The 12,934-nt window shown below is 49.7% G+C and carries 12 protein-coding genes; 10 read left to right on the top strand and 2 right to left on the bottom strand.

Annotated features, from left to right (window positions below):
• Positions 1 to 163: 163 nt before the first annotated feature.
• The 4 genes from O3681_RS03755 to O3681_RS03770 all read left to right on the top strand — a co-directional run bounded on the left by O3681_RS03755 (position 164) and on the right by O3681_RS03770 (position 4,992).
• On the top strand, positions 164 to 3,217 hold the full coding sequence (locus O3681_RS03755; RefSeq protein WP_371459320.1) for a DNA translocase FtsK: 3,054 nt from the start codon (positions 164 to 166) through the stop codon (positions 3,215 to 3,217).
• 339 nt (positions 3,218 to 3,556) lie between these two features.
• Positions 3,557 to 4,252: an aquaporin Z gene (gene aqpZ, locus O3681_RS03760; protein WP_371459321.1), complete on the top strand. Its 696-nt coding sequence runs from the start codon at positions 3,557 to 3,559 to the stop codon at positions 4,250 to 4,252.
• Positions 4,253 to 4,399: 147 nt separating this feature from the next.
• Positions 4,400 to 4,732: a hypothetical protein gene (locus O3681_RS03765; RefSeq protein WP_003685466.1), complete on the top strand. Its 333-nt coding sequence runs from the start codon at positions 4,400 to 4,402 to the stop codon at positions 4,730 to 4,732.
• Positions 4,720 to 4,992, top strand: coding sequence for an NF038104 family lipoprotein (locus O3681_RS03770; RefSeq protein WP_371459322.1), 273 nt, complete (start codon positions 4,720 to 4,722; stop codon positions 4,990 to 4,992). The genes O3681_RS03765 and O3681_RS03770 overlap by 13 nt, the downstream gene beginning before the upstream one ends.
• Positions 4,993 to 5,051: 59 nt before the next feature.
• Here O3681_RS03770 and radC read toward each other — a convergent pair whose 3' ends face one another.
• Positions 5,052 to 5,726 carry a DNA repair protein RadC gene (radC, locus tag O3681_RS03775; protein WP_371459323.1) on the bottom strand — a complete coding sequence of 225 codons (675 nt, stop codon included), beginning with the start codon at positions 5,724 to 5,726 and terminating at the stop codon, positions 5,052 to 5,054.
• A gap of 476 nt (positions 5,727 to 6,202) precedes the next feature.
• Here radC and O3681_RS03780 point away from each other — a divergent pair, with 476 nt between their 5' ends.
• The 6 genes from O3681_RS03780 (at position 6,203) to O3681_RS03805 (ending at position 12,355) form a co-directional block, all read left to right on the top strand.
• Positions 6,203 to 7,327: an ABC transporter ATP-binding protein gene (locus O3681_RS03780; protein WP_063076462.1), complete on the top strand. Its 1,125-nt coding sequence runs from the start codon at positions 6,203 to 6,205 to the stop codon at positions 7,325 to 7,327.
• 15 nt (positions 7,328 to 7,342) lie between these two features.
• Positions 7,343 to 8,308 (top strand): ABC transporter permease subunit, encoded by a 966-nt coding sequence (locus O3681_RS03785; RefSeq protein ID WP_049335897.1) that lies wholly within the window; start codon positions 7,343 to 7,345, stop codon positions 8,306 to 8,308.
• Positions 8,308 to 9,195 carry an ABC transporter permease subunit gene (locus O3681_RS03790; protein ID WP_003679574.1) on the top strand — a complete coding sequence of 296 codons (888 nt, stop codon included), beginning with the start codon at positions 8,308 to 8,310 and terminating at the stop codon, positions 9,193 to 9,195. The genes O3681_RS03785 and O3681_RS03790 overlap by 1 nt, the downstream gene beginning before the upstream one ends.
• A 148-nt stretch (positions 9,196 to 9,343) precedes the next feature.
• A complete protein-coding gene (locus O3681_RS03795) occupies positions 9,344 to 10,639 on the top strand; it encodes an NAD(P)/FAD-dependent oxidoreductase (RefSeq protein ID WP_371459324.1) in 1,296 nt (431 codons plus the stop codon).
• A gap of 108 nt (positions 10,640 to 10,747) precedes the next feature.
• Entirely contained in the window at positions 10,748 to 11,698 is a 951-nt protein-coding gene (gene trxB, locus O3681_RS03800) for a thioredoxin-disulfide reductase (RefSeq protein ID WP_371459325.1), read from the top strand.
• Positions 11,699 to 11,869: 171 nt separating this feature from the next.
• The gene (locus O3681_RS03805; RefSeq protein WP_070849676.1) at positions 11,870 to 12,355 is read left to right on the top strand and encodes a DUF4189 domain-containing protein; all 486 of its coding nucleotides are present in this window, start codon (positions 11,870 to 11,872) and stop codon (positions 12,353 to 12,355) included.
• A gap of 72 nt (positions 12,356 to 12,427) precedes the next feature.
• Here the strand turns inward: O3681_RS03805 and O3681_RS03810 are convergent, their stop codons facing one another.
• Positions 12,428 to 12,868 carry a hypothetical protein gene (locus O3681_RS03810; RefSeq protein WP_371459326.1) on the bottom strand — a complete coding sequence of 147 codons (441 nt, stop codon included), beginning with the start codon at positions 12,866 to 12,868 and terminating at the stop codon, positions 12,428 to 12,430.
• Positions 12,869 to 12,934 lie beyond the last annotated feature (66 nt).

Genomic DNA, 12,934 nt, shown 5'->3' on the forward strand with positions numbered 1-12,934 from the left:
ATCTCATCCGCAAAATGTTCAGACGGCCTATTATACGCGTCTCAAGCCATAGCTTTGACAATCCTGTCTGCCTTTGCCGTTAAAGCTTGTTTCGTCTGGTTTTGTTTACCCGAAAAAAGCGTTAGAATAACGGACTTTGCCGTTTAATTAAGGGGATGGACGCATGCTTTGGACAATATTGGCTTTAATTCTGCTGGCTGTCATAGCCGGCTTGTTCTGGTGGCGCCAGAAACAAGAGCAAAAGTGGCGCCAAGAATTGGCTCGACTCAGTGGCGATGAACAAGAAATAAACGAAGAAGACAGCTCGGTCGGTTTTTCCGGCCAACTGGACAGCCTGAAACGTTTGTTCAGCATGAACAAACGCACTGCCGACAACCATAAAATCGCCCGCATCCGCCTGCTTTCCGCGCTCGAACACAATAAAATGCAACGCGCCGAAACAGAAGAAAAGCACGCAGCAGAGCCAGTTGCCGAAGAGTCGGAACACATCGCAACGACCGAAGAAGAAATCAAAATTGCGCCTAAAACCCGCAAACCTGCCAAACCGGAACGTATTCCTAAAATTACGCCGTTTGCACAAATGGAAACGCCCGAATACAGCCCGTCTTTGGTGCAAAACAGCAATTTTGAAGAAATCACATTAGAAGAAGCCACCCGTTCCCTGCATGAAGCAGCGGTTGAAGAATGGAACGAGCATTTGGCTGAGAAAAATGCGCCGATTTACAAAGACGAAGTCGAAACCCCATTGCTGCGTGCTTCATCCCTGCCGATGACAGGTATGGAAATCATCGACTACAACGACCCTATTTTACGCCGCACACGCGAGCGTGCCTTGGCGCGCGCCAATAATGTCCGCGTGGCAGAAGCCAATGCGCCGCATATCGAAACCGTTCAGACGGCCTTAAGAACTGCCGAAAAAGAAGCCATACTCCCCTATACTTCCATGCAGGCTTTTCCTTCTGAAATCCAAGCGGAAGATATTCACGACAACCTTGCCCGCCGTACCGCCGCTCGCCACAAACTGGCCGCGGCCGTCGCCCCATTGCGCGACTACTCTCCGCGCACCATCGAAAATGACGAAATTCTGGCCAACTTGGGACAAATCAGCCGTCCTGCCAGCCTGCGCCGTCAAGTTCGCCATACCGAAGCGGCCGCCGAAAGATGGGCGCGTAAACAAGCTGCTACGGAAGCTGTTGCACCACAACCTGCCGCACCGGCAACGCCGTCCCGTCCGAAAACGGCTGCACCTGTTAAAAAATCCCCTTATATCTCCCGACCTGCCGCACCAAACGCAACCGTAGTCGAGCCGCCTGCCGTACCGGTTGTCCCTATGGCTAAAACCGATATTCCCGAGCCGCCTGTTTTCCAAACCTCGATTGCGCCGATTGATATTCCCGAAGCGCCTGCTTTTGAACATAAAATCCAAGTGCCGATTTTTGATTCGCAAGTCAATGCGCATGTCAGCAACCAACCTGAACGCAGTATCCGCGATTATTTAATCAGTGAATCTGCCGTCGAAGAAACAGAATTCGATGCTGAGCCGGAAGCTCCTGTACAACCGGAAGCAGAAGCTATTCAAGCGGTTGAAACCATTGAACCCGTTGAATCTGTTGAAACAATCGCAAGGCCGTCTGAATATACACAGACAGTCGTTGAAACACCTGTTCAAAGCGTAGAACCAAGCGTTCAAGAGAGTACGCCAAGCATAGCTATTCCAACTTCGGCAACACTGACCGATGCGCTTCTACCGACCACTGCCCTGCTCCTGCCGCCGCAGTTTGACCCAAGCGCCTCGCAAACTGAAGAACAGCTGCTGGAAAACAGCATTACCATCGAAGAAAAACTAGCCGAGTTCAAAGTTAAAGTCAAAGTGATGGACTCCTATTCCGGCCCGGTCATTACGCGCTACGAGATTGAGCCTGATGTCGGCGTGCGCGGCAGTGCTGTTTTGAACCTTGAAAAAGACTTGGCGCGCTCGCTTGGCGTGGCTTCCATCCGCGTGGTGGAAACCATCCCCGGCAAAACCTGCATGGGCTTGGAATTGCCTAATCCGAAACGCCAAATGATCCGCCTGAGCGAAATCTTCAATTCGCCTGCGTTTACCGAATCCAAATCCAAACTGACCCTCGCCCTCGGCCAAGATATTACCGGCCAGCCTGTCGTCACCGACTTGGCCAAAGCGCCGCATCTGCTGGTTGCCGGCACGACCGGTTCGGGTAAATCCGTAGGCGTGAATGCCATGATTCTGTCCATGCTCTTCAAAGCAACGCCGGAAGACGTACGCATGATTATGATTGACCCGAAAATGCTGGAGCTGAGCATTTACGAAGGTATTCCGCACCTGCTCGCCCCTGTCGTGACTGATATGAAACTGGCTGCAAACGCTCTGAACTGGTGCGTCAACGAAATGGAAAAACGCTACCGCCTGATGAGCTTTATGGGCGTGCGCAACCTTGCCGGCTTCAACCAAAAAATTGCCGAAGCCGCCGCTCGTGGCGAAAAAATCGGCAGCCCGTTCAGCCTCACGCCTGAAGACCCTGAGCCATTGGAAAAACTGCCGTTTATCGTAGTCATCGTAGATGAATTTGCCGACCTGATGATGACCGCCGGTAAGAAAATTGAAGAACTGATTGCCCGCCTCGCCCAAAAAGCACGCGCAGCCGGCATCCATTTGATTCTTGCCACCCAACGCCCAAGCGTGGATGTCATTACCGGCCTGATTAAAGCTAATATTCCGACACGCATTGCCTTCCAAGTGTCCAGCAAAATCGACAGCCGCACGATTCTTGACCAAATGGGCGCGGAAAACCTGCTCGGCCAAGGCGATATGCTGTTCCAGCTACCCGGTACCAACTATCCGCAACGTGTACACGGCGCATTCGCCTCCGACAATGAAGTTCACCGTGTAGTGGAATACCTGAAACAATTTGGCGCACCCGACTATATCGACGATATTTTGAGCAACGGTTCCACCGAAGACTTTACCGGCATCAGCCGCAGCAACGACAGCGACCTCGACCCCATGTATGACGAAGCCGTTTCCGTTGTCTTGAAATCGCGTAAGGCCAGCATTTCCAATATCCAACGCCAACTGCGCATCGGCTACAACCGCGCCGCCCGCCTGATTGAACAAATGGAAGCCGATGGTATTGTTTCCCCGGCGGAAAACAACGGCAACCGCACCATCTTGGCGCAAAGCAGCGAGCATTTAGATTAACTTATCTCCATCAATAAAAGGCCGCCTGAAAACTTTTCAGACGGCCTTTTTAAATCAGATAATGGGTTCAGAGATTCCAATTAAATAAATAATCTGTAAATAATATTATCTACAAAACCAAAGGCTTTTCCATTAACGGCATTTGCCTCGCTATTAAATAAACCCAGCCTCAATAAACAAAATTCGACCTGCAAGATATATCCCTATCTATTCGTCACCATTTTCAGACGGCCTTTTGTCAAGACCGGAAAAAACAGGTAAATCCGTTTTTCGATTAGAAGCAATATTATTATGATTCATGCCTTCGGCAACACCCCCACCCTTTACGAGGAAAAACAAATGAAAAAATATTTTGCAGAATTTTTCGGCACATTCTGGCTAGTATTCGGCGGCTGCGGCAGCGCAGTTTTGGCAGCAGCCTACCCTGAGCTTGGCATTGGCTTCACCGGTGTATCGTTGGCATTCGGTTTGACCGTACTGACCATGGCTTACGCCGTCGGCCACATTTCCGGCGGCCACTTCAACCCTGCCGTTTCCGTCGGCCTTTTCATCGGCGGCCGTTTCAACGGTAAAGACCTGTTGCCTTACATCGTATCCCAAGTTATCGGTGCGATTGCCGCTGCGGGCGTTCTGTATCTGATTGCTTCAGGTAAAACCGGTTTTGATGCTGTTGCTTCCGGCTTTGCCAGCAACGGTTTCGGCGAGCACTCTCCTAACGGTTACGACATGATGGCTGCTTTGCTGATCGAATTCGTACTGACCGCATTCTTCCTGATCATCATCATGGGTTCTACCGACAAACTGGCTCCGGCTGGCTTTGCCCCTATCGCCATCGGCCTGGGTCTGACCCTGATTCACTTAATCAGCATTCCTGTAACCAATACTTCCGTCAACCCTGCACGTTCTACCGGCGTTGCCTTGTTCCAAGGCGGCTGGGCTGTTGAACAACTGTGGTTGTTCTGGTTGGCTCCTATTGCCGGCGCAGCAGTTGGCGCGGCTATTTACCGCTTCGTTTTGGCTAACGACGACAAATAATCCTGACGGAATGATATTCACGGTGCGGCCGACACTCTAAACTGACCGCACCCAAGTTGCCGAGACACAAACGCACCGCCTGACTCAGACGGTGCGTTTGTTTTTGCCATGTTACAATACTTTCTTTTCTCACATTCTCAAACCATCATGCAAACCTTACCTTTTCAAACCGATATCGCTGACAGAATGCTGGTCAATACCGAAAATGAAACTATCCATCCCGATGCCGTATTCGTACAAACACAAAACGGCTATTGGATTGCTTGGCACGACCAACAAGCCGCCCTGCTTGCCCCCGACACACCACCCGATATTCCCTGCTTTTGGGTAGAAGGCGCAGAAAGCTTGGAAGAGCTGGTAAGCATGGTAGAAAACGGCGAATTTGACGAAGTTGAAGAATTTGACGGCGATGATGATGCTTGGCAAGAAGCACTCGGATGCGGCCATCATCACGAAGGACACTGCGGATGCAGTCATTGAGATGCACAAAACGCCTGCTTCCGGCACTTGCCCTTTGCCTGACGCTTAACGGCTGCGTTGTAGGTGCAGCTGTTGATTTGGCTGCTACAACCGTCCTGACTGCCGGGAAATTGGTTGTCAAAGGAACAGGGGCTGTGATTGATGCCGCCATTCCTGACAGTAAAAAAGACAAGGACAAAGAAAAAGAAAAGAGCAAAGAAAAGCCAAAATCGGAAGAAATCATCCACAAAGAAGAATCATCCGATGAAGTAACGCAATAATCCTTCAGACGGCCTCAGTAAGGTAACCAATCTTACTGAGGCCGTCTGAACATTCATCCTTACATATAGCCCTGTTCGCGCAAAGAGCAGGTTTCTTTTGCCGTCACGATAAAATGGTCCAACAGCGTAATATCGACCAAACTTAAAGCCTGTTTCAAACGCTCTGTAAACTGCACATCAGATTCAGACGGCCTTACCGAACCGCCCGGATGATTGTGTGCCAAAATCAAACTGTCGGCGTATTCATCCAATGCCAATTTGACGATTTCACGGATATAAACCGTGTTTTCCGCCACCGTACCGCGCGACAATTCCCGTACCGCAATCAATTGATTTTGACGGTTGAGCAGCAAAGCAACGCTGACCTCGATTTTTTCATGCCCAAGATGCAGGCGCAGATAATCCGCAACCGATTGCGGGTTTGACAGAACAATCTGCTCCTGCAAATCTTCACCCAAAATCCGCCGCCCGATTTCTTTGACCACTGCAAATTGAGTATAACTCGCCAAGCCCATGCCCTTATAAGCAGCGAGTGTTTTGGCATCCGCACTCATCAGCTTCCCCAAGCTGCCAAACTCACTCAACAAATAACGCGCTAAATCAACCGCGCTCATACCGCGCGTCCCGACACGCAGCAAAATCGCCAGCAACTCCGCATCACTCAACGCTGCCACACCGTGCGCCAAGAGCTTCTCGCGTGGCCGCTCCCCTTCGGGCCATTCTTTGATACTCATGTTTTCCCTTTTATTTATATAGCGGATTTAGTTTTAATTCCGAGTAAAACCGCCTCGCCCGATATAAAACGCAATCCGCACGATTTTATTAAAATTAATGCAATTTGCGTATTTTATTCTATCTTGAATTATTTTTTAAGACATTTAAATATAAATTAAACCCTTTTGTGCAGAAAAACAACGTTACCCATTTTTGCTATCCTGTTCCCCTGCCTGCCTTTCCTTTCCTATTTGTTTCAAATCAGCCGCTACAAGCATTTTCATATTGCCCCTATGAGGCTTAGGCTAATATAATATTGAGCTTGCCGAGAGCAAAAGCTGAGGCTTAAACTGCTTTCTATCCACGCTGCCCGTGCGCTTTACAAGAGTTTCAGACGGCCTCCGTCCGACTCCCGCCAGCAATCAAACAGCTTTTTATCACCCATTCGAAAATCCGTTTTGCCGGTACTCGTCTTTCTTTTTGGAGTATTGCCATTATGACCGCAACCACTGCGTCTTCAGCCAAACCTTATTTGCAAATCCAAGGCTTGGTGAAAAAGTTTGGTGACAATTACGCTGTCGATAACATCGACTTGGACATCTATCAACACGAAATCTTCGCCCTTTTGGGCAGCTCAGGCAGTGGCAAATCCACACTGCTGCGCATGTTGGCAGGCATGGAAAGCCCAAATCAGGGCAAAATCATTCTCGACGGTCAAGACATTACTAAGCTTGCTCCGTACGAGCGCCCAATCAACATGATGTTCCAAAGCTATGCCCTGTTCCCGCACATGAGCGTTGAGCAAAACATTGCTTTCGGTCTGAAACAAGACAAAATGCCTAAAGGCGAAATCGATGCCCGCGTCGAAGAAATGCTGCGCCTGGTGCAAATGACCAAATACGCCAAACGCAAGCCGCACCAACTTTCCGGCGGCCAGCAACAACGTATCGCTTTGGCGCGCAGCCTGGCAAAACGTCCGAAAATCCTGCTGCTTGACGAACCTTTGGGTGCACTCGATAAAAAACTGCGCCAACAAACCCAACTGGAATTGGTCAACACGCTGGAACAAGTCGGCGTAACCTGTATCATGGTTACCCACGACCAAGAAGAAGCGATGACGATGGCTACCCGTATCGCCATTATGTCCGACGGCCAATTGCGCCAAGTCGGCACACCTAGCGATGTGTACGACTACCCTAACAGTCGCTTTACCGCTGAATTTATCGGTGAAACCAATATTTTTGACGGCGTCGTTATTGACGACCGCGCCGATTTCTCCATCGTCAAATGTGATGGCTTGGAAAACCACGTCCGCATCGACCACGGTTTGGGCGTTCCGAACGACCATGAAATTTGGATCAGCATCCGCCCTGAAGACATTGATTTACACAAAGAAAAACCGGAACACTTAGGCGCGCACAACTGGGCCCAAGGTACAGTCAAAGAGATTGCCTACCTGGGCAGCTTTGCGATTTACCACATCAAACTCGCCAACGGCCGTGTCGTTAAGAGCCAAGTTCCCGCACCTTATTGGTATGTGCGCAACATTACTCCGCCGACTTGGGACGAGACTGTCTATATCAGCTGGCCTGAAAACCAACCTACGCCTCTGTACAGTTAATTTGAGGGAAATGCAATGGACCTTAAAAAACTGAAAAAGAAACTGTTTCGCCGTCCTGGACAGCGTGCAGTGATTGCCGTGCCGTATATCTGGCTCTTGGTGCTGTTTCTGATTCCGTTCGCCATCGTATTGAAAATCAGCTTTGCCGAACAAGAAATCGCCATTCCGCCATTTACGCCGTTGACCACGATTGATGAAGACTTAGGCCGTCTGAACATTGCCATCAGCTATCAGAACTACGCCGACATCTTCCAAAACTTTTGGAATACGCTCAATCCGTTTGGCGACAGTGAAAACAGCAATATCTATTTGATGACCTACTGGTCTTCGATTAAGACTGCGCTGACGACGACCATCATCTGCCTGTTGATTGGTTATCCGACCGCTTATGCCATTTCACGCGCCAATCCGGCTGCGCGCAACGGCCTGCTGTTGGCAATCATGCTGCCTTTCTGGACCTCTTTCCTGTTGCGTGTTTACGCATGGATGGGCTTATTGGGTCACAACGGCATCATCAACAATTTCTTAATCAAATACGGAATCATCAGCGAGCCTTTAGACCTGTTCTACAATGCTTTTTCGCTGAATTTGGTGATGGTTTACGCCTATTTGCCGTTTATGATTTTGCCGCTGTACACACAATTGGTAAAACTGGATAACCGTCTGCTCGAAGCCGCTTCCGACTTGGGCGCAGGTCCGATCAAATCGTTCTTTACCATTACCCTGCCTTTATCCAAAACAGGCATCATCGCAGGCTCTATGCTGGTCTTCGTACCGGCTGTCGGCGAATTTGTGATTCCTGAATTGGTGGGCGGTTCTGAAAACCTGATGATCGGTAAAGTATTGTGGCAGGCATTCTTCGACCAAAACAACTGGCCGCTGGCTTCTGCCGTCGCCGTCGTCATGGTTGCCCTGTTGGTTGTACCGATTGCCCTGTTCCAACACTATGAAAACCGCGAATTGGAAGAAGGAGGCAAATAATGCAGAAAACCAAATTATCCTGGTTCTTGAAACTGATGCTCCTGCTCTCGCTGGCATTCCTCTATATTCCGCTGGTGGTTTTGGTCATCTATTCTTTCAATGAATCCAAACTGGTTACCGTTTGGGGCGGTTTTTCAACCAAATGGTACGGCGCATTGATGGAAAACGACACCATCTTGGAAGCGGCCTGGCTATCATTGCGTATCGCCATCGTTTCGTCGCTTGCCGCCGTAGCACTCGGCACATTAGCTGGTTACGCCATGGCGCGTATCAAACGCTTCCGAGGCAGCACCCTGTTTGCCGGTATGATTTCCGCGCCTATGGTGATGCCTGACGTGATTACCGGTTTGTCCATGCTGCTGTTGATTATTCAGGTGCAAATGTTCCTGCAAGGCAGTGAATTGCTGCAATCGCTCTACTTCGATCGTGGCTTCTTCACCATCTTCCTCGGCCACACCACGCTTTGCATGGCGTACATTACCGTCGTTATCCGTTCGCGCTTGGTGGAATTGGACCAATCCTTGGAAGAAGCCGCTATGGACTTGGGTGCCCGTCCGCTGAAGATTTTCTTCGTGATTACCCTGCCGTTGATTGCCCCTGCGATTGCTTCCGGCTTCCTCTTGGGCATTACCCTGTCTTTGGACGACTTGGTAATTACCTCTTTCCTGTCAGGCCCGGGTTCATCGACATTGCCGCAAGTAATTTTCTCCAAAATCAAACTCGGTCTTGACCCTCAGATGAACGTTTTGGCAACCATCCTGATCGGTATCATCGGTACGCTGGTGATTGTCGTCAACTACTGGATGATGCGTCAGGCAACCAAACGGGAACGCGAGGCTGCCGAAGCCTACCGCCAAGAAAAATTGGCAGCCGAGAAAGCCGCCTAATATGCAGACAGGCTGTCCGATAAAGTGTCGGAACAGCCTGTTTTATTAACTGCATCTTATCCTTTCAGACGGCCTGAATCTAAGCCCACATTTAAGGCCGTCTGAAAACCAATTTCAATGAAGTGAAAACCAACCTAAAGCTCGAATCATGATCAATCCCAGCTTCAAAGAATACCTTCCTTCCTACTATGTCAGCACGGCCAATCCCCATCCGTCTTATCCGACGCTTGAAGGCCATCTGAAAACTGAAACCTGCGTTATCGGCGGCGGTCTGTCCGGCTTATGCACCGCCCTACCGCTTGCCGAAAACGGCCATGAAGTCATCGTACTTGAAGCCGCCCGTATCGGTTTCGGCGCATCAGGTCGCAGCGGCGGACAAGTCATCAGCGACTTTGCCTGCGGCATGGAAGAAATCGAAAAACAAGTCGGCTTGGAACAGGCACAATGGTTCTGGCAGCAATCCCTGCAAGCCGTTGAACTGGTTGACTCGCGCATTCAAAAACACAACATCCAATGCGATTGGCAACGCGGCTACACTACCGTCGCCGTCCGTCCTCAGCATTGGGAAGAATTGCAACAATGGCACGAACACGCCCAAAAACATTATGGCGCAAGCCATTACCAGCTTTGGGATAAAGCCACGCTGAAGCAGCAACTTGCCAGTGATATGTATCAAGGCGCGCAATTTGATCCTTTATCCGGCCACTTACACCCGCTTAATTACACCTTAGGCATTGCCAAAGTGGCAGCCGATGCAGGCGCACAACTTTTTGAGCAATCCCCGATGACACGTATCGAGCCATGCGATAACGGCTGGCTGGTTCATACGCCCAATGGCAGCGTTGAGTGCAAAAACCTCGTTTATGCCGTCAATACTTATGCCGGTTTACACCCGAAATTCAAAATATTGGAACAAAAAGCCATTGCAGTCAGTACCTTTATCATCGCCACCGAGCCTCTGGGCGAGCGTGCCAAAGACCTGATCCGCAACAATATGGCCATCTGCGACAACCGCCACGTCCTCGACTACTACCGCCTCAGCGCCGACGGTCGCCTGCTCTTTGGCGGAAAGGACAACGAGTTTATCGACGATCCAGACCGCATGACCAAACTCGTCCGCCAAGACATGCTGAAAGTTTTCCCGCAACTTACCGACGTCAGAATCGAGCATTCTTGGGGCGGCGAATGCGACATTACACGCAACCTCGCCCCACATTTCGGCCGCCTCGCCCCTACCGTTTTCTACGCCCAAGGCTATTCCGGACACGGCATGGCGATTACCGGCATCGCCGGTTTGGCGATTGCTGAAGCCATTATGGGAGACGACGGCCGTCTGAAACCTTTTGAGCAACTGCGCCACAGCAACATCATTACCCAGCCTTTCCTACGCAAACTCGGCTCTTTCCTCGGCTCAAAATACTATCAATGGAAAGACAGCCACTAAACCCAAGCAACAAACATATTTCAGACAGCGGCAGATTCAAGTAAAATTCAGGCCATCTGAAAGCTTAGATACGACAAAATTCAATCATTTATCAGCAAGGAAACCATCATGAGCAACCATCATAAACTCATCATCCTCGGCTCCGGCCCTGCCGGCTATACTGCCGCCGTCTATGCCGCCCGTGCCAACCTCAACCCTGTGATCATTACAGGCGTTGAGCAAGGCGGACAATTGATGACCACCACCGAAGTGGACAACTGGCCTGCCGACGCAGAAGGCGTACAAGGTCCGGAACTGATGGCCCGTTTCCAAGCTCATGCCGAACGCTTCGGTACTGAAATGATTTTCGACCAAATTCACACCGTTGATTTGCAAAACCGTCCTTTCACCCTCAAAGGCGATATGGGCGAATACACCTGCGATGCGCTCATCGTTGCCACCGGCGCATCCGCCAAATATTTAGGTTTGCCAAGCGAAGAAACCTTTGCTGGCAAAGGCGTTTCCGCCTGTGCAACTTGCGATGGTTTCTTCTACAAAAAACGAGATGTTGCCGTAGTCGGCGGTGGCAATACCGCTGTAGGAGAAGCACTCTACCTTGCCAATATCGCCAACACCGTTACCCTGATTCACCGCCGCGACAGCTTCCGTGCCGAAAAAATCATGGTGGACAAGCTGATGCAACGGGTCGAAGAAGGCAAAATCATCCTCAAGCTCAACAGCTCGGTTGACGAAATCTTGGGCGACGAAAGCGGCGTTACCGGTGCACGCCTGAAACACAATGACGGCAGCACTGAAGAAATCGCTGTAAAAGGTGTTTTCATCGCCATCGGCCACAAACCCAACACCGATATTTTCAAAGGCCAACTCGATATGGATGAAACCGGCTACCTGAAAACCAAGGGTGGTACCGGCGACAATGTCGGCGCAACCAATATCGAAGGCGTATGGGCAGCAGGCGACGTCAAAGATCATACCTACCGTCAAGCCATCACCAGCGCAGCTTCCGGCTGCCAAGCCGCGCTTGATGCCGAACGTTGGCTCGACCGCCACAGCGTATAAGCATCTAAGCTACGCCCTATTATTTAAAACATAATCAAAAGGCCGTCTGAAATTTCAGACGGCCTATAATCTATCTGCCACACTCAAATATTCATTTTAAAAGCAAATTTATATCAAATAAGTACTTTTGCTTTATAATAACAACAAATACCCAACAAACAGGGAACAAACATGAAAAAAACACTAACGACACTTATCCTTTGCGCACTGACTCCTGCCGCCCTGGCTGCCGATACTTACGGCTACCTGGCCATGTGGCAAAATCCTGCCGACAGCAATGAAGCGCTGCAAATCAAAACCACCAAAGAAAATGCCACTCAATTGGATGCGACAGCCGAACTCGAAACATTCTGCAAAGGCCAAGATGCCTTAGCCGGTATCAGCGCAGGCCAAGCAACAGGCTGTAAAACAGTTGTCCCTCTGCACAACACCTGTATCGCTGTTGCCTACCCTAAAGCCATGGGCAAATTGACTGCTCAAAACGTAGTGGCCATTACCTCCCCACGTTTCAAAACCGTGCATCAAATTGCCTTGAACCAGTGCATCAAAAAATACGGCTCACAAGGACAATGTGCTTTAGAAACAGTCTATTGCACTTCCGAAACCTACTATCAAGGTACGGTCAAAACCCTTTGGGAAAAAATCAAATCCATTTAAGGCCGTCTGAAAATAAAACCGGCTTGCCCGATATTCTCCATATCACGGCAAGCCGGTTTTTTATTCTGGCTTTTATTTGCTGTTTTTTTCCAACAATTTGGCCACAACGCCTTCAGCCTGTTTCACCAAATCAGGGTTGGTTCGGAAGTGATTTTCATCATTTAAAGAGTAGCTGACAGTTGAAACCGCGTACTTGGTGCTTCTCAACACAAATACGCCTTTACGCAAGATTTCATTATTGCCTTTGGTTTTGTAACGCAGGTTATACGGGCAAGAAGAATCATACAGTTTGCCGCGGTTATCCGCTGTCACAATAGTGCTGCCAATGCCACGTTTTGCCAAAGCTTTAGACAAAGCACGATCCAAATCATGCGGCCTTACTTTTGCATTTTGAATGATGCAGACATGTTTGATGCTGGTCAGCTCTTCAGGTTTCAACACTCTTTGTTCTGTAGTGGAACACGCGCCCAGCAACAATACGGCTGAAGCCGCCACTAAAATCATGGTTTTCATCTGTTTTCCTTTTTAAAATTTTCAAACAATAAATATTCAGACGGCCTTTATCAAAAGGCCGTCTGA

The organism is Neisseria sp. 27098_8_158 (assembly GCF_041433145.1).
In the GTDB taxonomy this organism is placed as follows: Bacteria; Pseudomonadota; Gammaproteobacteria; order Burkholderiales; family Neisseriaceae; genus Neisseria; species Neisseria subflava_E.